We start from the raw sequence: 21,914 nt of genomic DNA, 5'->3' as shown, positions 1-21,914 counted from the left end.
TCATGACCCCTCGAAGCGACGTGCACAACAGCCTGACCGGTGATGCGGCGGTCGCGGTGCAGGCCGGTGCCATCCACGGCGACGTGCACATCACGGCGGGACCCGCCACCAAGGCCGTGCCCCGCCAGCTCCCCGCCGGTGGCGGCAGGCTGACCGGCCGTGAGGACCTGCTGGCCCGGCTGGACGCGCTGCCGTCCAGCGGGGTCGTCGTCGTGTCCGGCATGGCCGGTGTCGGCAAGACGGCGCTCGTGCTGCGCTGGGCGAACCGCGTGGTCGACGAGTTCCCCGACGGGCAGCTCCACGTCGACCTGCGCGGTTTCGGGGGAGGTGAGCCGCTGCGCGCGCAGGACGCGTTGGCGGGCTTCCTGCGAGCGCTCGGGTACGCCCGGCCGGAAGCGCTGACCACCGTCGAGGAACGCGCCGCGCATTTCCGGACGTTGATGAGCGGGCGTCGGGCGCTCGTGGTGCTGGACAACGCGTTATCCGCGGACCAGGTCCGGCCGCTGCTGCCGGGTCCCGCCGGTGGGCTGGTCGTCGTGATCAGCCGCCACCGGCTCAGCGGCCTCGTGGTCGAGCACGCGGCCACCGCGCTGCGGGTCGAACCGCTGGCCGAGGACGTCGGCCTGGCGCTCCTGCGCGCGGAGATCGGCGATCGGGCCCGTCACCCCGCCGCGGGCAGGGTGGTGCGGTTGTGCGCCGGGTTGCCGTTGGCGCTGCGCATCGTGTCCGAGCGGATCGCGCGCTCCCCGTCCGCCGAGCTCGACGGTGTCGTGGCCGACCTCGCCGACGAGCACGCGCGGCTCGACGTGCTCGACACCCAGGACGACGACGCCCGTTCCGCGGTGCGGACCGTGTTCTCCTGGTCCGTCCGGGCGCTGCCGGCCGGCGAGGCCACGGCCTTCCGGCTACTCGGGTTGCACCCCGGCGCGGAGTTCGGCACGCACGCCGTGGCCGCGCTGCTCGACGTCCCGCACGTCACCGCCGCCACGCTGCTGAGGTCGTTGGCGCGGCGGCACCTCGTGCTCGACCTGGGGTCCGGTCGCTTCGGGCTGCACGACCTGCTGCGGCTGTACGCGCGGGAGACGTGCGACCGGGTCGACACCGCTGAGGACCGACGAGCCGCGGTCGAGCGGTTGGTCGACCACTACCTGCACATGGCCGACCGCGCCGGGCGGATCATCATGCCGCACCGGCTGCGGTTCCCCCTCGGTGGACGGGCGGTGGCCATGCTCGACCTCCAGGGGCGCGACGCCGCACTGCGGTGGCTGGACCTCGAGCGTCGGAACCTCGAAGCGATGTGCGCGCTCGACGACCCCTCGCTCGACGTACGGCGCTGGCAGCTCGCTTACACGTTGCGGGACTACTACTTCCTGACCAAGGCGCTCGACGGGTGGTTGAGCACCCACGAGCAGGCGCTGTCGGCGTGCGTCCGCGCGGGTGACCCGCTCGCCGAGGCGCGCACCCGCAACAACCTCGGCATGGTGCTCGTCGAGCTGAACGAGCTGGAGGGAGCGGCCGAGCACTACCGACGGGCGCGGGAGCTGTTCGAGGAACTCGGCGACGGGCACGGGCGGAGCAACGCGCTCGCCAACGAGGCGGCCGTGCTCCGCAGGCGTGGCGAGTTCGCGGCGGCGTTGCGCAACCAGGAGCTCGCGCTCGGCTGGTACCGCGACAGCGGCGCGCACCGCAACGTCGGGATCACGTTGCGCAGCATGGCCCTCGTGGAGATGGAGCTGGGCCGGTTCGCCGACGCGGTCGCGCACGCCGAGGAGGCCATCGCCGTCGCGATCGGGCTCGGCTTGGACCTGGACGCGGCCGAGGGGTTCGGCCGGCTCGGCCGCATCCGGCACCGTGCGGGCGACCACGTCCTGGCGGAGGTCGCGTTCCACCAAGCCGTCCGCTACGCGAGGGCGTGCGGCAGCAAGCACGAGGAGGCACGGGCGCTGCAGGAACTCGGCGTGCTCGCCGCGTCGGCCGGCGACTTCGCCGAAGCCCGACGCTGGTGGACCGCCGCCCTGGACCTGTACCGCGCACTGGGGTCGGCCCAGGGAGCCACCGTGGCCGCAGCCCTCGCCCAGCTGGAGCCGGCCGCCGGCCCGTAGCCCACCAGCCGCCAGCCCGCCGGCCACCGCGGCTCGTGCGACCGGGTCGGCACGGCTGCAGCCCGCCGGCCGCCGCCAACGACCACCGGCCACCCCCACTCGGTAGCCCGCCAGCCGCCGGCCCGCCAGCCGCCGGCCCGCCAGCCGCCGGCCTGCCGGCCACCGCCGCTCGGCAGCCCGCTGGCCGCTGGCACCGCGGGCCGGTAGCCCACCGGCCGCCGGCCACCCACCGCCGACCACCCACCGCCGACCACCCACCGCCGACCACCCACCGCCGACCACCCACCGCCGGCCACCCACCGCCGGCCAGCGGCCACCGCGGGTCGGTAACCCACCAGCCCGCCGGCCACCGCCGCTCGGTAGCCTGCCCGCCAACCACCGGGCGTCGGCAGCCCGCCAGCCGCTGCCGCAGGCACCGCCAGCGGTCGGTAGCCCGCAGCCCGGAGCCCGCTGGCCAAGAGCACGGCACGCTGATCTAGCGGGTGGCGCCATGGTCACGTACACCGGTTGGGTGGGCGACCGCCCGTGGCTACCGGAGTGTGATGTGACCGGGGCCGCCGCGCCTCCCTATCATTTCCGGCAACGCTATCCGGCTTTCCATTCATACCCGGAGGCCGTCACGCCTTCGGGTGATCTTGGGTCGGAGGTCCGGCGGGTCGGGCCTGAGGCCCTGGCGTCACGTGCATTCTGCCCGATCGCCACCGTGACGTCGAACGGGTCGCCGACGAGTCCACCGCCCTCGGTCGGCTGGCCACGGCATCGACCGGACCGACCGGGTGTCCCGCGGCAGCACGCGCGGCGGGGCACGCCGGTCGGTCCGGTTCCGGTCAGTCGGGGCACGTCCGGTCGGGCACGCGGTCGGTCCGGTTGGTGCGGGTTGACCGGTCAGGGCAAGGTCCACCGCTGGTTGGCGGCGCCGTTGCAGTCCCAGAGGTGCAGCGCGGTGCCGTCGGCGGAGCTGTTGCCCGACGCGTCCAGGCAACGGCCGGACTGCGGGTTGCGCAGCGCGCCACCGGACTGCGCGGCCCACTGCTGCGCACCGGTGCCGTTGCACGTCCACAGCTGGGTGAGCGTGCCGTTCGCGGTACCGCCGGACCGAACGTCGAGGCACTTGCCCAGCGCCCGGATGGTGCCGTCGCCCGGCAGGGTCCACTGCTGCGCGCTCGTGCCGTTGCACGTCCACAGCTGGATCTTCGTGCCGTCCGCGGTACCCGCGTTGCTGACGTCGACGCACTTGCCGCCGAGGCCGGTGATCCGACCGGTGCGCGTGCCCGACAGCTCCTTGACCCGGATGTTGCGGAACGACGCGTCGTCACCGTCCCCGTGGTTCTGCAGGCCGAAGTGCCCCTGTTGCAGGCTGCGCGCCGGATCGGTGTTGGTGAAGTCGTTGATCTTCACGCCGTTGAGGAACAGCTGCAGCCGCTCCCCTTCGACGAGCAGCTCGTAGGTGTTCCACTCGCCGGGCGGGTTGAGCGCGCCGTCCCGCGCGGCGATGTCGGCGGACTTGAAGCCGTACACCGCGCCGGTGGTCCGGTCGACCGCGTCGGTGGGGTCGATCTGGATCTCGTAGCCGTTGTTCACCGCCGACCACGGGTCGCTGCTCGCCGGGAACCCGATGAACACGCCGGAGTTGTCGTCGCCGGCGAGCTTCCAGTCCAGCTTCAACGAGTACGACCGGAACTCCTTGGCCGAGTACCACAGCAACCCCATCCCGCCACGCGAGGTGAGGGTGGCGTCGGCGACGGCGAAGCTGCCCGGGCCGGCCTGGCTCCACCCACTGGTGTCGGAGCCGTTGAACAGCAACGTGTAGCCGGTCTCGGCCCGGCAGTCGGCGTCGGTCATGCCGGCCGCGTAGCGGATGCCGCCGAGCAGGTGCGCGCGGAACCCGGGCTCGGCGAACGACTGCTCGGTGTGCCCGCCGGCGGTGTACCAGGACCGTCCGCCCTGGTAGGTCTGGCACCAGGCGATCGGGTGGTCGCCCATGTTGCCGCCGGAGTAGGTGCCCTCGTCCAGGCGCGCGAGCACGTGCACGTTCGCCCGCGGGTTGGACCGGAAGTTGTACCACTCGTCGGTCCGGACCCAGTCCTGACCGAGGTGGGAGGTCGAGGCGTGGGCGCGGTCCTCGACCCGCACCGTCGCCTGCTGGATCGCGGGGTGCGAGTGGAAGTACCCGCCCACCACGCCGCCGTAGAACGGCCAGTCGTACTCGGTGTCGGACGCGGCGTGCACGCCGACGAAGCCGCCGCCGGAGCGCACGTAGGACTCGAACGCGCCCTGCTGGGTGGTGTTGAGCACGTCACCGGTCGTGGACAGGAAGATCACGGTCTTGTACTGGGTCAGGTTCGCGCCGGTGAAGGCGCCGGCGTCCTCGGTGGCGTCCACGGTGAAGTTGTTCGCCGCACCGAGGTCGCGGATCGCCTGGATGCCGTTCGGGATGGACGAGTGCCGGAAGCCCGCGGTCTTGGAGAAGACCAGCACCTTGTAGGGGGGATCGGCCGCGGTCGCCGGGACGGGGGCCGCGGCGAGGATCACCACCGCCGTCGCGGTGATCGTCGACAGCACGGATCGCAGTCGGGACATCAGTTGCTCCTCGGTCGAGCGGTCGTCGTGGTCAGGGCCCGATCCACTTCTGGTTGGCGGCGCCGTTGCAGTCCCAGAGGTGCAGCGCGGTGCCGTCGGCGGAGCTGTTGCCCGACGCGTCCAGGCAGCGCCCGGACTGCGGGTTCACCAGGGCGCCGTCGGCGCGCGCGACCCACTGCTGGGCGCCGCTGCCGTTGCACGTCCACAGCTGGGTGAGCGTGCCGTTCGCCGTGCCGCCGGACCGCACGTCGAGGCACTTGCCCAGCGCGCGCAGCGACCGGTCGACGGCCGCGGTCCACTGCTGGGCGTTGGTGCCGTTGCACGTCCACAGCTGGATCTTCGTGCCGTCGGCGGTGGCCGCGCCGCTCACGTCGACGCACTTGCCGCCGATGCCGGTGATCCGGCCGGTGCGGGGACCGGTAGCGAAGGTGAAGTCGTCGACGTCGAACAACGCGCCCGCGCCACCCTTGAACACCAGGTAGAGGGTGGTGGTGCCGGCGGGCCGGTTGGTCAGCCCCGCGCTGACGTCGGTGAACGTCTCCCAGCCACCGGTCACCGGCACGGTGGCGGAGCCGAGCAGCGCGCCGGTCGCGGACCCGGCCCGCACCTCGATGGTGCCGCCCGCACCGGCCGAGGCCACCCGCGCGGTCATCGTCGTCGCGTCGGTCAGCACGTAGGGCTGGAAGGCGATCCAGTCGCCGTTGTGGATGTCGCCGACCGCCTTGCCGCCGTGCGCGGCGCCCTTGTCGTAGACCGCGACGCCGTTGGCCGAACCGTGGTGCTCGGCCTGCCGGTTCTTCGGCTGGGTGACGTGCTGGGTGTGGGTGGTGACGCCGCCGCGGTCGGTGTACTCCGCGTCCCAGACGCCGAAGATGTTGGCGTTGGGGTCGTGCTCGCCGTCCTGGGGTGTCTGGACGGTGCCCGAGCACCCGGTGGCCTCGGTCAGCTTGTGGCCGTGCGAGTCGTGCCCGAGGATGTAGCTGATCTTGACCTTGGTGCAGTCGACCGCGCCGTCCTCGGGGTCGGTCACGGTGATCCGGAACGGCACCGCGTCGCCGAAGTCGAACAGCTGGCCGTGCTGCGGCAGGTGCAGGGTGACGGTCGGAGCCGTGTTGCCGACGGTCACCTGCACGCTCGCCGTGGCCGTCCGACCGGTGCTGTCGGTGACGGTGAGCGTGGCGGTGTAGGCGCCGTTGGCCGAGTAGGTGTGCTGCGGGTTGGCCGCCGTCGACGTACCGCCGTCGCCGAACTTCCACGCGAAGGTGATGGCGTCGCCGTCGGGGTCGGACGAGCCCGCGGACGAGAAGGTCACCGTCAGGGGCGCCTGGCCGGAGGTCTTGTCCGCGGCGGCCTTGGCGATCGGCGCGAGGCCGCCGGTCACGTGCTCGATGCGGTACAGCGCGGAGTTCGCGTCGCCGGCGAACCAGCCCGTGCCGTAGTCCAGCACGTACAGCGCGCCGTCCGGGCCGAACGCCGAGTCCATCACCTGCGTGCCGGACCACGGGAAGGCTGTGATCGCGCCCGGCGTGCCGTTGGCGTTGACCGCGATGTCCTTGATCCAGCGGCGGCCGAACTCGGCGCCGAAGAAGTGCCCGTCGTAGGACTGCGGGAACTTCACCGCGGAGTCGAGGTTCGGGTTGTAGCGGTAGACCGGGCCGCCCATGGGCGACTCGCTGCCGCAGCCGAGCTCGGGCACGGAGCAGCCGTCGTAGGAGATCCAGGCCGCTTTCGCCGCGGGCAGCGTCGGCAGGCCGGTGTTGCGGGGCGAGTTGTTCGTCGGCCCGCCCGCGCAGTTGTACTTGGCCCCGGAGGCGCCGGTGGCGAAGTTGTGGTCGTTGTAGGTCTCCTCGGTGGTGTTCGAGCCCGTGCAGTACGGCCAGCCGTAGAAGCCGGGGCCGGTGATGCGGTTGAACTCGACCTGGCCCGCCGGGCCGCGGGTGGCCGACGTCGACCCCGCGTCCGGTCCGTAGTCGCCGAGGTAGACGACCCCGGTCGCCTTGTCCACGTTGAACCGGAACGGGTTGCGGAAGCCCATGGCGTAGATCTCGGGGCGGGTGCCCGCGGTGCCGGGTGCGAACATGTTGCCCGCCGGCACGGTGTAGCCGCCGTCGGCGTTGACCTTGATCCGCAGCAGCTTGCCGCGCAGGTCGTTGGTGTTGCCCGCGCTGCGCTGGGCGTCGAAGGCCGGGTTGCGGTTGGCGCGCTCGTCGAGCGGGCTGTAGCCGTCGGAGGCGAACGGGTTGGTGTCGTCGCCGGTGCTCAGGTAGAGGTTGCCCGCGGCGTCGAAGTCGAGGTCGCCGCCGACGTGGCAGCACGTGCCGCGGCTGGCGGGCACGTCGAGGATCACCTTCTCGCTGCCGGTGTTCAGCGTGCCGTCGGCGTTGAGCACGAAGCGGGACAGCCGGTTGACCCCGTTCCAGGCGGAGAAGTCGGTCCCGTCGGAGGGCGCGTCGCCGGCCGGCGTCGACAGCGGTGGCGCGTAGTAGAGGAACAGGTGGCGGTTGGTGGCGAAGTTCGGGTCGGCGGCGATGCCCTGCAGGCCCTCCTCGTCGTGGGAGTAGACGGTGAGCTTCCCGGCCACCTTGGTGTTGCCGGCGGCGTCGGTGAGCCGGACCGTGCCGTCCCTGGAGGTGTGCAGGACCGACCGGTCGGGCAGCACGGTCATCGAGATGGGCTCGCCCATCTCGGCCGCGCCCTTGGCGAGCGTGACCTGCTGGAACGAGGGCGCGAGCGCCTGTCGGGGCGCCGAGTGGTCGAGCAGTGCGGGCGCTTGGGCGACGGCGGTCGCCGGTAAGGCGGTCTGGACCGCGGCGGCCACCAGGAGCAGGGCGGCGGACGCGAGGCCGGTGCGGGTTCGCGGGGATCTGGTCATGGTGACGTCGTCCTCCTGGACTTCACTGCCTGGACGTGCGACGAGGGGTGGTTCGCCGGCCGGCAGGGCGACCGGCGAACCCGCGGACCCCGCGATCAGGGGAGGACCCACTTCTGGTTGCCGACGTCGAGGCAGTCCCAGAGGTGCAGCGCGGTGCCGTCGGCGGAGTTGTTGCCCGCCACGTCGAGGCAGCGCCCCGACCTCGGGTTGCGCAACGAGCCGTCGGGCTGCGCGACCCACTGCTGCGCGCCCGTCCCGTTGCACGTCCAGAGCTGGGTGACGGTCCCGTTCGCCGAGCCGCCCTGCTGCACGTCCAGGCACTTGCCGAGCGCGCGGAGGGTCCCGTCAAGGCCCACCGTCCACTGCTGCGCGACCGTGCCGTTGCACGTCCACAGCTGGACCTTCGTGCCGTCGGCCGTGCCCGCGTTGCTGATGTCCGCGCACTTCGCGGCGAGGCCCTTGACCGGCCCGGTGCGGGCGGTGGTGCCCGGCTTGACGTTGAGGGTGTACCAGGCTTCCGTGCTCCACAACGCTTTGCCGGACTCGGAGGAGAACGGTCGGGGCGAGCGCAGGTGCACCACGTGTCCGTGCTGCAGGCCGGAGAGCATGACGGTGACCTTCTTGCGGTCCGCGGAGGGCGTCGCCGACTGCACGGTCAACGCCTGCTGGCCGATCTTCGGTCCGCCGTAGGTCGACGTCGGCAGGTAGCGCCACTGCGTCGCCTTGTACTTGGTCGCGAGGTCCTGCACCGTCTGGGCGGACAGCGGTTGGGTGTACTCCAGCTCGAAGCCGCCCTGGACCGCCCGCATGGCCACGACGTCGAACGCCTCCGCGCCGTTGGGCGTCAGCTTCTGCAGGCCGAAGTTCAGCTTGCCCGCCTGGCCCCAGTTGCCGCCCGCGCCGATGCCGCCGGTGTAGATCGCGCCGTCGGGGCCGAGGCTGATCCGGTTCACGCCGGATTCGAGCCCTTGCGTCATGCGGAACACCGCGCCCTGGTACTCGCCGCCGACCTTCTCCAGGAAGCCGCGTTGCAGGCCGCCGTAGGTCACGTCGCCGAAGACCAGCTGCCCGGCGAACGGTCCCGTGGTCAGCTGCACCGGGTTGCTCGGCGAGTTCGCGATCTCGTTCTGCGGCAGCCACAGCACCGGCGCGGTGATCGCGCGGTTGTCGAACGGGCCGACCGGGTTGGTGTAGTGGTTGAAGAACCGGTCCTGCTTGACGTGCACCAGCTTCGACGACGGCAGCCAGCCGCCCTGGTTGTCGGTGACGAAGACGTCGCCGTCGGGGCCCCACCCGATGCCGTGCGGCGTGCGCAGGCCGCCGGCGAGGTAGGAGATGGCGCCGGTGGCCTTGTCCACCTTGATCGTGGTGCCGCGGTTGGCCGCGGGCTGGGGGTCGGTCGTGGCGCCGCCGTAGTTGATCGCGACCGACAGGTTCAGGTAGAACGCGCCGTCCCGGTACAGCATCCCGAACGCGAACTCGTGGAAGTTGCCGCCGAACGGCCAGGTCGCGACGCGGCGGTAGTTGTCGGTGACCCCGTCGCCGTTGGTGTCGTTCAGCTCGGTGAGCCCGGCCTTCTCCGACACGTACAGCTTGCCGTCGACGTACTTGAGCCCCATCGGTTCCTGGAGCCCGGAGGCGATCCGCTGCGTGCGCACCTTCGTGGGGTCGGTGGCTCCCGTGACACCGCTGATCAGGTGCACCTCGCCCAGCTTGGTGTTCGAGCCGCCCCAGGTGGCGATGGCCAGCCGGCCGTCCGGCAGCCAGTCCATGCCGCTGACCTGCGGCTCGAACCCGCTCGGGCGCAGGTTGGTCAGGGAGTAGGCGGGGTGCACGCCGGTCAGCGGCAGGCCGTCGCCCGGTGCGTCGCCGCTGCCCTCGCACTCCTTGCGGCCCGGCGCGGTCACCCGGACCACGCCCGCGTCGGTGCTGAGCGCGGAGTTCGGCACGACGCTGAACCCGGTCGCGCCCGGCGGCTGCCACTCCAGGGTGAGCTGCTGGCCGCCCCCGTTGTCGAAGTGGTCGACGCGCAGGGAGTGGTAGCCGGCCCCGAGCTGGACCGAGCCGCTCTTCGACTCGCTGCCGTGCAGCCCGTCGTGGTCGACCACCACCGCGTTGTCGATCCGCAGCCGGGAGCCGTCGTCGCTGGTGAGGCGGAAGCCGTAGGTGCCCGCGGTGGTGACGGAGACGTTGCCGGTCACCTCGGTCAGGAAGCGGTCGGCGAGGCCGAAGTCCCCGGTGGTGGTCCAGTTGACCGACGGCATCAGCTTGTCGACGTTCGGCGTCTGGCCGGTCTTGAGGGTGCACAGCCGGGCGAGCTCGGTTTGCAGGTCGAAGACCCTGAGCGTCACCCCGGGCTCTTGGGGTGGAGGCGCGGCGGCGTGCGCGGGCGAGGAGACCGACAGGGACGCGGCCGTGACGAGGGCGATCGAGGTGAGGGAACCGGCGGCGCGCAGCCACCGGATGCGACGGGCGGGGAACGACATCGGCGGTTCTCCCTTGAACTAAGCCGGTGAGCAGGGGACTCGACTCGGCAAGGGGGTTCGGGCAGGGAGCCCTGGGAGCCGGCGTGTTAGGCAGGTCACATCGGGCCAGGCGACGGTAAGGCGACTTTTGTACAGAGTCAACGAAAGATTGTTCAAGAATTACGAAAGTACGTCGAAGGATGGCGAAAGTACCGGCATTCAGCCGCAGGCCGATCGTCGGTTCGGTGCTGCGGGTTGCTGCCTTCGCCCGGCGCACGCCCAGGCCGTCTCAGGTGATCCCGGACCCCGGCCTGGCGCACGGCGCAGGACGCCGCCGGCAGGCGCGTGGTGGCGCGCCTGCCGGCGGGTCCGCGGAAGCGGGAACGGTCAGCTCGCGGCGTTCATCAGGTCCACCGCGCTGTGCTGGCGTGCCGCGTCGCTGCGCTGGAACGGCCCGGCCCACGGCTGGTCGTAGGAGTCGCTGCTGGACCGGTCGCGCGCGTGGGCGGTGTCCGCCTGCCTCTTGAGGTAGGCGGTGTACGGGCGGTCCGGCAACGCCCGGTTCAGCTGACCGAGCCCGCGCACGAAGGCGCCCTTGAACGACGGGACGTCACCGCCGCCGCCGTTGTCGAACACGATCCCGCCGGGGTTGAGCGCGGTGCTGGTCGTCGAGGCGTCGGCCAGCGCGCGTGCCCTGGCGAGGTACGCCTGGTCGCCGGTGGCGCGGTGCAGCTCGGTCAACGCGGCCGGCGGCACGCCCTGGTTGTAGCTCCACGGGGTCTGGCCGTTGTTGCGGCACGTCGACGTGACGAGCCCGTCGTTGACCAGGTTCGAACCGTTGATCATCCCGCTGTTCTCGAACCACCGCCAGCCGTCCCTCGCGCGCTGGGCGTAGGTCGTCTCACCGGGCAAACGGTTGTGCAGCGCGGCGTTGAGCTGGACGTACAGCGAGTTGGCGATGGCGTTCTTGTAGGTCCGACTGGACGTCCACCAGATGCCTCCGCCGCAGGTCTGGTCCCAGTACCGGTGGACGTGGTCGGCGCCGGCGCGGGCGGTGTCGAGGTAGCGGCGGTCGCCGGTCAGGTCGTAGGCGGCGATCCACGCCAGGCCCCACCACGCGACGTCGTCGTTGTACTCGTTGATGAAGTTGCCCGCCCAGGCGTTCCGGTTGAGGTCGTAGGTCCGCGCGATGGCGTAGCGGTAGCTGCCCATGCCGCTGACCCGCGCGTTGTCGATGATCGCGTTGAGCGCGTTGGCGGCGTTCCACCAGCCGGTGGTGTCGAACAGGCCGGTGCTCAGGTTGTAGCGCTGCATCAGGGCGGTGGCCGCCGCGGTGCCGCGGTTCCCGGCGTTCCACGTCGTGCGGTACCAGCTCGTGCAGGCGATCGACGACGACCCGGCCGGCTGGCCGCAGGCCCGCAGCAGCCCGACGCCGAGGTTCGCCCAGTCGTCCACGTTGTGCATGGACGTGCGCCAGCCGCCGTAGCCGGCCGGTGTCGTGGTCGAGCCGAGCTTGGGCTGCCAGGTGACCCCCGCGTCGTAGGAGCGGTCGAGCCAGACCGCGTCGCCCTGGCCGCCACCGGAGATCACCGCCCAGCCCATGGTCTCGGAGCTGTCGAAGTGCAGCGCGACCCGACGGGTGCCGACGGGCACGGACTGGGCGACGCGCTCCCCCGCCGAGAGGGCGGGGTCGCGGCCGTCGCAGTGGAGGTTGCAGACCGGTCCGAGGGCGATCGACCGGGAACCGGCGGAGGGCCGGGACGGCGACCGGTGCGCGCTGGGCGGCAGGGCGGGGTCGCGGTCGTCGCAGTAGCTGTCGCAGACGGCGGTCGCCGGCGGTGGCGCGGTGACCGGATCCGGTGGGGTGGCGGGCGATGCGGGCGCCAAGACCACAAAGGACAGGAGCAGGGATGCGTGAACCACGGTGTTCAGCACAGGACCTCCCCAACGGGAGTGGGTGGCCGACAGGGTGTGAGAACGCTCTCACACCGAGGCTAGGACCGGCCTTCGCACAGCGTCAACACGGAGCACCGGACAGGTTCGTGTCAAAGCCGGCCGGCCGCGGCCCTCGAAGATCGACCACGCCGAGCCGCCCGGGTTCGCGCACACAGTCCAAAGAGGACGGAACAAACGGCCCTCGACCTTCGGGCCCTGGGCGTCGACGACGCCAAGTCGGCCGCCCGCGCGGCCGACACCCTGATCGGGAATGGAACCCCTGAAGCAGTGACACACCGCGTCGACCACCCCGAACAATGCACGGATCAGCCGGGTAGGGGTGGTGCCGAAAATTCATCGCCCATCAGCCCGGCAATTCACCGGACATCATTCCGCAAATTCGAGAGCACCTCGGGAGCACGCCCTGCGAATCGCATTCCGACAAGGCGCCGAAACCCGGTGGCGGATGGCTTCACGGCCATCCGCCACCGGGCTCGGGACTTACTTCACTTGCCTTGCTTGACCAGGGCGCCGGCGTCGATCTTCAGGTGCGTGCCGGTGGTGTAGCGCGACTCGTCCGAGGCCAGGTACAGCACCGCGTGCGAGACGTCCTCCGGCTCCACGAACGGGATCGGCATGGCGTGGAACGCGAAGAAGCCCTGCACGCCCTCCTCCGGGGTGGGCTCCTCCAGGTCCGGCCGGAAGATCTTGTACATCGACGGGTTGTGCATCATCGCGGTGTTGACGTTGGACGGGTGCACCGCGTTGATCCGGATGCTCATCGGCGCCAGCTGGGTGGCGAGGATGTTGGTGTAGAGCACCAGGGTCTGCTTGGCGACCGAGTACGCCGCGCCGCCGGGGCCCATCGGGCCGGGGTCGCCGTGGCCCGGCATCAGGCCGACCGCGGAGCCGACGATGATGACCGACGAGCCGGGCTGCAGGTAGGACAGCGACGAGTGCACGGTGTTGAGCACACCCGTCAGGTTGATGTCGACGATCTGGGTGAACGTGGTGAGCGGGCGGCCCGGGCCGAGCTGGGCGATGCCCGCGTTCGGGATCACCACGTCCAGCTTGCCGAGCTCCGCCACGCCGGCGTCGATCGCCTGCTGCAGCGCGGCGCGGTCCCGCACGTCGACCTTCGCGGTGAACGCCCGGCGCCCGGCCTTCTCGATCAGGCGGGCGGTCTCCTCCAGGTCCTCCTCCGAGGCCATCGGGTAGTCGATACCCGGGAGGTCCTCGCAGAGGTCGAGGGCGATGATGTCGGCGCCCTCCTCGGCGAGCCGCACCGCGTGGCTGCGACCCTGCCCACGCGCCGCGCCCGTGATCAGCACGACCTTGTCTTCAACGCGGCCCATTGTGCGGCCTCCTGCCATCGCTGTGAACGAACAATTCGTCGACGGATGCCGCGATCACCGGTTCCGGTGTTCCGCGTCGGAACTCGCGAACACCCGTCGGAGCATTGACACCCGCCAACTGTCTACCGGTCCCCCGCAGCCCAGGGAAGACATTCGACCCCCTAGCGGCCCGGTGTTCCGAACTCGTCCGCAATCCCCTGTCGGGTAAGGGGACTAGGGGCTAGGCACTCCCACGACCCCTGGTTACAGTCGTCCACTGAACCGGTTTGAGCAGCCGATCCGAGGAGCACGGCATGAGCGGCACCCAGGACACCTCGATTCCGCAGAACGACGCCGACAACGCGTTGGTGGAGGCCGACTTGCTCGTCGAGGACGTGTCGATCGACGGCATGTGCGGCGTCTACTAGGTCGACCGGATGGAATTCGACCCGGACCGGCCGTACCGCTGCTCGCCCGCGCTCGCGCTGCGCCCGGAGCCGTTCGGCGCGCTCGCCTACCACTTCGGCACCCGTCGGCTGTCGTTCCTCAAGTCCACCAAGCTGGTCGAGGTGGTGCGCTCGCTGGAGCACCAGCCCTCCGCCGCCGCCGCGCTCGTGGCCGCCGAGGTGCTGCCCGAGGAGCACCGCACGTACCTGGCGGCCCTCGCCCGGCTCGCCGAGGCGGGCACGATCGAACCGCGCCCGTAGGGCCGGCCACCTCGCTGAAAGGCGCGCGATGAAGCTGTCCGAGCACTTCAAGCTGGGTCTGGACGCCCCGATCTGCCTGACCTGGGAGCTGACCTACGCCTGCAACCTGGCGTGCGTGCACTGCCTGTCGTCCTCGGGCAGGCGCGACCCGCGCGAGCTGAGCACCCAGGAGTGCAAGGCGCTGATCGACGAGTTCCAGCGCATGCAGGTCTTCTACGTCAACATCGGCGGCGGCGAGCCGACCGTGCGCCCCGACTTCTGGGAACTGGTCGACTACGCGGTGGACCACCAGGTGGGCGTGAAGTTCTCCACCAACGGCGTGCGGATCGACCGCGCCCGGGCCCGCGCGCTGGCCGCGTCCGACTACGTCGACGTGCAGATCTCGTTGGACGGCGCGACCGCCGAGGTCAACGACGTGGTGCGCGGACCCGGCTCGTACGCCACGGCGCTGCGGGCGATGGCGAACCTGCGCGACGAGGGCTTCCGCGACTTCAAGATCAGCGTGGTGATGACCCGGCAGAACGTCGGCCAGCTGGACGACTTCGCCGCCATCGCCGAGGAGCACGGCGCGCAGCTGCGGATCACCCGGCTGCGCCCGTCCGGTCGCGGCGCCGACGTGTGGGACGAGCTGCACCCGACCGCCGAGCAGCAGCTGCGGCTGTACGAGTGGCTGTCGGCCAACGGCGACCGGGTGCTCACCGGCGACTCGTTCTTCCACCTCAACGCGCTGGGCTCGGCGCCGTTGCCGGGGCTCAACCTGTGCGGCGCCGGCCGGGTGGTGTGCCTGGTCGACCCGGTGGGCGACGTCTACGCGTGCCCGTTCGCGATCCACCGGGAGTTCCTGGCGGGCAACGTGCGCGAGCCGGGCGGCTTCACCGGGGTGTGGCGCGGGTCGGACCTGTTCGCCCGGCTGCGGGAGCCCTCCGACGGCGGCGCGTGCTCGTCGTGCTCGGCGTTCGACTCGTGCCAGGGCGGGTGCATGGCGGCGAAGTTCTTCACCGGCCTGCCGCTGGACGGGCCCGACCCGGAGTGCGTGCGCGGGCACGGCGAACGGGCGCTGGCCACGGTCGGCGCGGCGCCGCGGTCGGACGTCGACCACTCGCGGCGCAAGGCGGTGCCGCTGCAGCTGACCTTCGGGCCGCCCGCCGTCGTCCCCGCGCCGGCCTTGCGCCCGTGCGACCCGAATCCGCTGAGCGGGTTCGAAGTGCCGCGATGACCGCGTTGACCGGTCCGGTCGTGCTGGCCGGGCGGACGGCGCCGAGCCGGGTGCTGTTCGGGCCGCACGAGACCAACCTGGGTGACGGGCGCGCGCTGTCCGAGCGGCACGTCGCGTACTACGAGCGGCGGGCGGCGGGCGGGGCCGGGCTGATCGTCACCGAGGCGGCGAGCGTGCACGACTCGGACTGGCCCTACGAACGCGCGCCGCTGGCGGCGTCGTGCGCCGACGGGTGGCGCGCGGTGGTCGCGGCGTGCCGCCCGCACGGCGCGCTGGTGCTGGCGGGGTTGGGGCACGCGGGCTCGCAGGGCAGCTCGGCGTACGGGCAGCGGGCGTTGTGGGCGCCGTCGCGGGTGGCCGACGTGGTGAGCCGTGAGCTGCCGGCCGAGCTGGAGGAGCGTGAGATCGCGGCGCTCGTGGCGGGGTTCGCGGCGGCGGCGGCCTCGGCGGTGGCGTGCGACGTGGACGGGGTGGAGGTCGACGCCGGGCAGTACTCCGTGCTTCGGCAGTTCCTCTCCGGGCTGACCAACCTGCGCGGTGACCGCTACGGCGAGGACCGGACGGCGCTGCTGGTCGAGGTGCTGGCGGCGGTGCGGGGCGAGGTGGGCGACGGGCGGGTGCTGGGGCTGCGGCTGTCGTGCGACGAACTGGCGCCGTGGGCGGGGATCACGCCGGAGCACGCGGTCTCGTCGTTCGCCGGGTTCGCCGACGTGGTCGACTACGTGGTGCCGGTGCGCGGGTCGGCGATGAACGTGTCCGCGACGCGGCCCGACTCGCACACCGAGCCGGGGTTCAACGCGGGGCTGTGCCGGGCGGTCCGCGAGGCGGTGTCGGGGCGGGCGGCCGTCGTGTGGCAGGGCAGCGTGGTCGACCCGGGTGCGGCGCGTGCGGCGGTCGAGGACGGCACGGCGGACCTGGTGGAGATGACGCGGGCGCAGATCGCCGAACCGCGCTTGGTGTCGCTCGTGCGGGCGGGGACGCCGGAGCGCATCCGGCCTTGCGTGCTGTGCAACCAGTTCTGCCGGGTGCGCGACAGCCGCAACCCCCGGGTGAGCTGCCTGGGCGACCCGGGCAGCGGGTACGAGGTGGAAGAGCCGCCGGTGGACCTGCCTTGGCCGGGTACGGGCTGGGACGCGGGTTCGGGCGCGGGCACTCGTTCCGGCGGCGGTTCGGACGCCGGCGTGGGTGTTGGTGCGATGTCGGACGCCGGCGCGGGTTTTGGCGCGGGTGCGGGTATCGGCGCGGGCTCGGTGTTGGACGAGGTGTTGGTGGTCGGTGGTGGGCCCGCCGGGTTGGAGGCGGCGCGGGTGTTGGCGTTGCGGGGGCGGTCCGTGCGGTTGGTGGAGCAGGAGGACGTGCTCGGGGGGACGTTGCTGGTCGCGGCGCGGCTCGCCGGGCGGGCGCGGCTCGCGGAGTTGGTGTCCTGGCTGGAGCGGGAGGTGCGGCGGCTCGGCGTGCGGGTGGAGAACGGGACCAGGGTCGACCTCGCCGACCTCGACCCCGCGGCCTCCGTGCTGCTCGCCACCGGGTCGGTGGCCGGACCGCGGGCGTACACGTCGGACGGGCCCGTGATCGAGACGCGCGACCTGCTCGCGGGACTCGCCGCGGGCGCGCAGGTGGACGACCTCGTGCCGGCCGGACCGGTGCTGGTGGTGGACCCCGTCGGCGACTGGACCGGCGCGGGCACGGCGGAACTGCTGGCCGCGGCCGGTCGGGACACCGCCATCGTCACCCAGGACCCGGTGATCGGCACGCAGCTCGCCATCACCGGCGACTTGGCCGCGGCCAACACCCGGTTGCAGGTGGCGGGCGTGCGGCCGCACAAGCGCGCGGCACTGCGCCGGGTGCTCGACGGGCGCGCGGAGTTGGTGAACGTCATCACCGGTGTCGAGTCCGGTGTGGACTGTTCGGTGGTGGTGCACTGCGGGCACCGGCTGCCCAGCCCGACTCCGACCGGGCTGGCTTCGGCGGGTGACTGCGTCGCGCCGCGCACCGCGTACCAGGCCGTCCTCGAAGGCCGACGTGCCGCACTGTCGTTGGCCACGTCCCCTCGCGTGCTCGGGCGGGTGTGACGTGTCGCGCTACCGGTACCTGTTCTCCCCCGTCCGGCTCGGCCCGGTCGTCGTGCCCAACCGGATCGTGTTCGCCGCGCACCTGACCAACCAGGCGCGCCACGGCCTGCCCAGCGAGGCGCACGCGGAGTACTACGCCGCACGTGCGGCCGGCGGCGCGGGCCTGATCATCACCGAGGAGCACTCCACCCACGTCACGGACTGGCCGTACGAGAAGCTGGTGCACGGCTTCCGGCGCGAGGCGATCGCGGGCTACCGGCGGATCACCGACGCGGTGCACGCGCACGGCGTGCCGATCTTCGCGCAGCTCAACCACAACGGCGGCCAGGCGTCCTCGATGTACTCGCGGCTGCCGGTGTGGGCGCCGTCCGCGGTGCCCGACCCGCTGTTCCGCGAGGTGCCCAAGGCGATGGACCACGGCGAGATCGCCGAGGTGGTGGCCGGCTACCGCACCGTGGCCGCGCACTGCGTGGAGGGCGGCTTCGACGGCGTGGAGCTGCAGTGCTCGCACTCCTCGATCGTGCGCGGCTTCCTGTCACCCGTGACGAACCTGCGCACCGACGGCTACGGCGGCTCGGCGCGCAACCGCGCCCGCATCCTGCTGGAGATCGTCGAGGCGGTCCGGGAGGCGATCGGACCGGACCGGGCGCTGGGCGTGCGGCTGTGCGGTGACGAGCTGATCGAGAACGGCACGAGGATCGAGGACGCCGTCGAGGTCGCGCGGATGGTCGAGGCGACCGGCGCGGTGGACTACCTCAACACCTCGATCGGCGTGGCGACGTCCACCCTGTTCATGATCGAGGCGTCGATGGCGTTCCCGCCGGGGTACGCGCTGCACATCGCGAGCGCGATCCGCGAGGCCGTCCGCCTGCCCGTGATCGGCTCGGGTCGGATCAAGGACCCGGCGCAGGCCGAGCGCGCGCTCGCGGAGGGCCAGTGCGACCTCGTCGGCGTGGTGCGCGGGCAGATCGCGGACCCCGAGTTCGCCGCGAAGGCGCGCGCGGGGCGGGCGGGTGACGTCAACGCGTGCCTGTCGTGCAACCAGGAGTGCGTCGGTCGGGTCGGGTTGGGGCGTTGGCTGGGCTGCGTGGTGAACCCGCGTGCCGGGCGGGAGACCGTCGTGCTGCCGACGCCGCGCCGACGTGGCCGACGGGTGTTCGTGGTGGGTGGTGGGCCGGCGGGGTTGAAGGCCGCGGCGACGGCCGCGGGGCGCGGGCACGACGTGACGCTGCTGGAACGTGCCGCGCAGGTGGGTGGTCAGGTGGCGCTGGCGGCGACCGTGCCGAGCCGGGTGGAGCTGGGTGAGCTGGTGCGCGGGCTGCTCGCGGAGTGCGGGCGGTCCGGGGTGGACCTGCGGACGGGCGTGAGCGTCGACGCGGGGTGGTTGCGGGCGCAGGCGCCGGACGTGGTCGTGCTGGCCACCGGTGCGCGGCCGAAGCGCCCGTGGTGGGCCGGTGAGCTGGAACGGGTGGTGGACGTGCGGGATGTCCTGGAGGGGCGGGCGGCGCCGTTCGGCGAGGTGCTGGTGGTGGACGAGCTGGGGTTCCACCAGGCGACTTCGGTGGCCGAGCTGCTGGCCGACCGGCGGGCCTCGGTGCGGATCAGCACGCCCGGGATGGTGGTCGGCCAGGACCTCGGGCTGACGCTGGACCTGGAGATGTTCACGATCCGCGCGCACGCCAAGGGGATCGCCCAGTCGACCGACGAGGTGGTGACCGGCGCGTGGCGGGCGGAGGACGGCGGTGTGCTGGTCGACCTGCACAAGCACACCACCGGGGTGACGGTGCAGCAGCGCTACGACTGGGTGGTGTGCGCGGTGCACCAGGACCCGGAGGACGGGCTGTGGCAGGAACTGCGGGACGCGCCGTTCGAGGTGCACCGGGTGGGTGACTGCCTGACGCCGCGGCGCGCGGACTCGGCGGTCGCCGAAGGCCACCGGACGGCGGCAGCCCTGTGAGCGCCGCGGTCGGTGGGTCGGCTCCGCGCCCGGGAGATCCGGTTGAGTCGGATGTCGGTGGTCGGGCTGAAGTGGCGGAGCAGTCGCGCGGCAAAGCAGAGGGAACCTCGCAGGCGGGCGGCAAGGCGGCGAGGGCGCAGCAGACCGGCGGCCAGACCGAAGTGGTGCGACAAGCCGGTGAAGGCGTGGGCAAGCGCGTCGCGGTCGTCCCGGTTCGTGACGGGGTGGTGCCGTTGGGCGCGGACGAGGCGGTTGCCGAGGCCGGTGGGGTGGCGTTGATCGTCGGCACCGGCACGCGGGTGGCGGCGGGAGCGCTCGGGGCGTTGGCGTTCGGCACGCTCGTCGAGGCCGGGGCGTTCGCGCCAGGTCGGTGGGCGCGTGGGCTCGTGCGGGCGCTGGCCGGGCACCACTGCGTGATCCTGCCGGGCTCGCCGGACGGTCGCGACCTCGCGCCCCGGCTCGCCGCCGAACTGGGCCGTCCCCTCCTGCCCGGTGCGGTGCGGGTGTCGGACGGTGGTGCGGAAGTGGTGCGGTGGGACGGTCGGGTGAGTGTCGAGCTCGCCGTGGACGGGCCGTTCGTCGCGACGCTGCTGCCCGGCGTGCGCGGCGTCCACGCGGTCGACGGCACGCCCGACCTGGTCGAGGCGGCAGCCGACGACCGCGACGCCGAGGACGCGACGTCGGTCGAGGTCCTGGCGCCCGACCCCGCCACCGCCGACCTGGCCGAGGCGCCCCGGATATTCGGCGCGGGCGTCGGGCTGGGCGACGCGCGGGCCGTCGACGTGATGGCACGGGTGGCCGCGGCGCTCGGCGCGTCCGCGGGCGCAACCCGGGCGGTCACCGACGCTGACTGGGCGGGCGCCGAACGGCAGATCGGCACCACCGGCGTCGTGGTGAACCCCGAGCTGTACGTGGCGTTCGGCGTGTCCGGCGCGGTGCAGCACACCAGCGGGCTCGGCAGCCCGGCGCACGTGGTGAGCGTGAACACCGACCCGTCCTGCCCCATGACCGCGATGGCGCACCTCGGCATCGTGGCCGACGCGCCCGCGGTGCTCTCCGAGTTGGCCGCGAGGTTGGGCGTATGAGCGAGTTCGACGTGGTGGTGGTCGGCGCCGGGCCGGCGGGATCGGCGGCGGCGCTGGAGGTCGCCCGGTCCGGTCGCTCGGTCGCCTTGGTCGAGCGCGGCCCGTTCCCCGGCTCGAAGAACGTCTACGGCGGCGTGGTCTACGGCCGCGTGCTGGACGACCTGGTGCCGAACTGGTGGGAGCACATGCCGGTGGAGCGCTGGGTCACCCGCCGCTCCACCATGGTCATGACCGAGGAACGCGCGCTCACCGTCGACTTCCGCACGCAGGACTGGGGCCGGCCGCCCCACAACGGCGCGACCGTGCACCGGGCCGACCTGGACCCGTGGCTCGCCGGGCTCGCGGTCGAGGCGGGCGCGGTCCTCGTGCCCGCCACCGTGGCGACCGGGCTGCTGCGCGGGCCGGACGGCGCGGTGGCCGGCGTCCGCACGGACCGACCGGACGGCGACCTGCGCGCCGGGGTCGTGATCGCGTGCGACGGCGTGAACTCGTTCCTGGCCAAGGAGGCCGGCCTGTTCGACGCCTCCCGCCAGGCGGAGCACACCATGCTCGGGGTGAAGGAGACCATCGCCCTGCCGCGCGACGTGATCGACCAGCGGTTCGCGTTGCGCGGCGACGAAGGCGCGGACATCGAGATGCTCGGCTGCACGGGCGACGTGCCCGGCGGCGGTTTCCTCTACACCCAGCGGGAGTCGGTCTCGCTGGGCGTCGTGCTCGCGCTGCCCGGCCTGGCCGCCGCGCGCACCCGGCCGGAGGCCCTGCTCGCCGACCTCAAGCGGCACCCGGCGATCGCGCCGCTGATCGCGGGCGGCGAGGTGGTCGAGTACTCGGCGCACCTCATCCCGGAGGGCGGCTACCGCCACCTGCCACGACTGGCCGACGACGGGCTGCTGCTCGCGGGCGACGCGGCCGGGTTGTGCCTGGCGGCCGGGATCTGGCTGGAGGGCGTGAACTTCGCCCTGGGCTCGGGCGCGCAGGCCGGGCGCAGCGCGGTGGCGGCGCTGGACGAGGGCGACACCTCGAAGCGCGGCCTGGCGGGGTACCGCAAGGCGTTGGAGCGCTCGTTCGTGCTCGCCGACCACCGCAAGCTGCGCGACATCCCGGGCCTGGTGATGTCGGAACGGGTGCAGCGCCAGTACCCGGGGCTGCTGTGCGACCTGGCGCAGTCGGTGTTCCAGGTCGACAACCCCCGGCCCAAGCCGGGGCTGCGCGGGTTGCTGCGCCGCAGCGCGAAGGACAACGGGGTGCGGCTGCGCCACCTGGTGCGCGACGCCGTGACCGGGATGCGGGGGTTCGGATGAGCTACGCCGAGCGGGCGTTCGACGACGTGCTGTCCACTGTGGAGTTCCACGTCGGCGAGCGGGCGCACATCACGGTGGACACCTCGGTCTGCGCCTCGTGCACCTCTCAGGTGTGCGTGCACGCGTGCCCCGCCGACCTGTTCGTGCCCATGGCGGACGGCGGCATCCTCTTCAACTACGAGCACTGCTTCGAGTGCGGCACGTGCTACCTGCTGTGCGACCAGCCGGGTGCGATCACCTGGACCTATCCCGACGGCGGCCAGGGCGTCGTCTTCACGAAGGGGTGAG

The 21,914-nt window shown here is 72.5% G+C and carries 14 protein-coding genes; 9 read left to right on the top strand and 5 right to left on the bottom strand.

Translation table 11 applies throughout. The annotated features are described in order from the left end of the window. Positions 1–2 precede the first annotated feature (2 nt). A complete protein-coding gene (locus ABTZ99_RS17480; protein WP_499612249.1) occupies positions 3–2,102 on the top strand; it encodes an ATP-binding protein in 2,100 nt (699 codons plus the stop codon). An 885-nt stretch (positions 2,103–2,987) separates the two neighbouring features. On the opposite strand, the gene ABTZ99_RS17475 is transcribed toward ABTZ99_RS17480, so the two are convergent. From ABTZ99_RS17475 to ABTZ99_RS17455, 5 genes are all read right to left on the bottom strand, one after another. Beyond that, positions 2,988–4,682 (bottom strand): ThuA domain-containing protein, encoded by a 1,695-nt coding sequence (locus ABTZ99_RS17475; RefSeq protein WP_499612247.1) that lies wholly within the window; start codon positions 4,680–4,682, stop codon positions 2,988–2,990. A 31-nt stretch (positions 4,683–4,713) separates the two neighbouring features. After that, positions 4,714–7,554, bottom strand: coding sequence for a PQQ-dependent sugar dehydrogenase (locus ABTZ99_RS17470; RefSeq protein WP_499612245.1), 2,841 nt, complete (start codon positions 7,552–7,554; stop codon positions 4,714–4,716). 95 nt (positions 7,555–7,649) lie between these two features. After that, a complete protein-coding gene (locus ABTZ99_RS17465) occupies positions 7,650–10,040 on the bottom strand; it encodes a ricin-type beta-trefoil lectin domain protein (RefSeq protein ID WP_499612243.1) in 2,391 nt (796 codons plus the stop codon). Between the two features lie 366 nt (positions 10,041–10,406). After that, the gene (locus ABTZ99_RS17460) at positions 10,407–11,906 is read right to left on the bottom strand and encodes a glycoside hydrolase family 76 protein (protein WP_499612241.1); all 1,500 of its coding nucleotides are present in this window, start codon (positions 11,904–11,906) and stop codon (positions 10,407–10,409) included. A gap of 554 nt (positions 11,907–12,460) precedes the next feature. Then, entirely contained in the window at positions 12,461–13,309 is an 849-nt protein-coding gene (locus ABTZ99_RS17455; protein WP_498776834.1) for a mycofactocin-coupled SDR family oxidoreductase, read from the bottom strand. Between the two features lie 293 nt (positions 13,310–13,602). Here ABTZ99_RS17455 and mftA point away from each other — a divergent pair, with 293 nt between their 5' ends. The 8 genes from mftA to ABTZ99_RS17415 all read left to right on the top strand — a co-directional run bounded on the left by mftA (position 13,603) and on the right by ABTZ99_RS17415 (position 21,913). Next, a complete protein-coding gene (gene mftA, locus ABTZ99_RS17450; RefSeq protein WP_230567598.1) occupies positions 13,603–13,716 on the top strand; it encodes a mycofactocin precursor MftA in 114 nt (37 codons plus the stop codon). Positions 13,717–13,725: 9 nt separating this feature from the next. Then, complete coding sequence (gene mftB / locus ABTZ99_RS17445) at positions 13,726–13,995, top strand: mycofactocin biosynthesis chaperone MftB (RefSeq protein WP_498776831.1); 270 nt, start codon at positions 13,726–13,728, stop codon at positions 13,993–13,995. Positions 13,996–14,023: 28 nt separating this feature from the next. After that, a complete protein-coding gene (mftC, locus tag ABTZ99_RS17440; protein ID WP_499612238.1) occupies positions 14,024–15,211 on the top strand; it encodes a mycofactocin radical SAM maturase in 1,188 nt (395 codons plus the stop codon). Further along, entirely contained in the window at positions 15,208–17,283 is a 2,076-nt protein-coding gene (locus tag ABTZ99_RS17435; RefSeq protein ID WP_499612236.1) for an oxidoreductase, read from the top strand. The genes mftC and ABTZ99_RS17435 overlap by 4 nt, the downstream gene beginning before the upstream one ends. A gap of 1 nt (position 17,284) precedes the next feature. Beyond that, positions 17,285–19,240 (top strand): mycofactocin system FadH/OYE family oxidoreductase 2, encoded by a 1,956-nt coding sequence (locus ABTZ99_RS17430; RefSeq protein ID WP_499612235.1) that lies wholly within the window; start codon positions 17,285–17,287, stop codon positions 19,238–19,240. A gap of 71 nt (positions 19,241–19,311) precedes the next feature. Further along, positions 19,312–20,325 carry a mycofactocin-associated electron transfer flavoprotein alpha subunit gene (locus tag ABTZ99_RS17425; RefSeq protein WP_498776823.1) on the top strand — a complete coding sequence of 338 codons (1,014 nt, stop codon included), beginning with the start codon at positions 19,312–19,314 and terminating at the stop codon, positions 20,323–20,325. After that, positions 20,322–21,626: an FAD-dependent oxidoreductase gene (locus ABTZ99_RS17420; RefSeq protein ID WP_498776821.1), complete on the top strand. Its 1,305-nt coding sequence runs from the start codon at positions 20,322–20,324 to the stop codon at positions 21,624–21,626. The genes ABTZ99_RS17425 and ABTZ99_RS17420 overlap by 4 nt, the downstream gene beginning before the upstream one ends. Further along, the gene (locus ABTZ99_RS17415) at positions 21,623–21,913 is read left to right on the top strand and encodes a ferredoxin family protein (RefSeq protein WP_498776819.1); all 291 of its coding nucleotides are present in this window, start codon (positions 21,623–21,625) and stop codon (positions 21,911–21,913) included. Before ABTZ99_RS17420 ends, ABTZ99_RS17415 begins: the two co-directional genes overlap by 4 nt. Position 21,914 lies beyond the last annotated feature (1 nt).

The organism is Actinosynnema sp. NPDC002837, assembly GCF_040295345.1.
Lineage (GTDB): Bacteria > Actinomycetota > Actinomycetes > Mycobacteriales > Pseudonocardiaceae > Actinosynnema.
The sequence above is the reverse complement of the archived record's forward strand: the minus strand, read 5'-3'. Positions and strand labels throughout refer to the sequence as shown.

What these genes read in the sequence shown, in the direction of transcription:
- ABTZ99_RS17455 (WP_498776834.1), bottom strand. Translation starts at nt 13,309, where the DNA reads ATGGGCCGCGTTGAAGACAAGGTCGTGCTGATCACGGGCGCGGCGCGT.
- ABTZ99_RS17470 (WP_499612245.1), bottom strand. Translation starts at nt 7,554, where the DNA reads ATGACCAGATCCCCGCGAACCCGCACCGGCCTCGCGTCCGCCGCCCTG.
- ABTZ99_RS17435 (WP_499612236.1), top strand. Translation starts at nt 15,208, where the DNA reads ATGACCGCGTTGACCGGTCCGGTCGTGCTGGCCGGGCGGACGGCGCCG.
- mftB (WP_498776831.1), top strand. Translation starts at nt 13,726, where the DNA reads ATGGAATTCGACCCGGACCGGCCGTACCGCTGCTCGCCCGCGCTCGCG.
- ABTZ99_RS17480 (WP_499612249.1), top strand. Translation starts at nt 3, where the DNA reads ATGACCCCTCGAAGCGACGTGCACAACAGCCTGACCGGTGATGCGGCG.
- mftC (WP_499612238.1), top strand. Translation starts at nt 14,024, where the DNA reads ATGAAGCTGTCCGAGCACTTCAAGCTGGGTCTGGACGCCCCGATCTGC.
- ABTZ99_RS17420 (WP_498776821.1), top strand. Translation starts at nt 20,322, where the DNA reads ATGAGCGAGTTCGACGTGGTGGTGGTCGGCGCCGGGCCGGCGGGATCG.
- ABTZ99_RS17475 (WP_499612247.1), bottom strand. Translation starts at nt 4,682, where the DNA reads ATGTCCCGACTGCGATCCGTGCTGTCGACGATCACCGCGACGGCGGTG.
- ABTZ99_RS17465 (WP_499612243.1), bottom strand. Translation starts at nt 10,040, where the DNA reads ATGTCGTTCCCCGCCCGTCGCATCCGGTGGCTGCGCGCCGCCGGTTCC.
- mftA (WP_230567598.1), top strand. Translation starts at nt 13,603, where the DNA reads ATGAGCGGCACCCAGGACACCTCGATTCCGCAGAACGACGCCGACAAC.
- ABTZ99_RS17415 (WP_498776819.1), top strand. Translation starts at nt 21,623, where the DNA reads ATGAGCTACGCCGAGCGGGCGTTCGACGACGTGCTGTCCACTGTGGAG.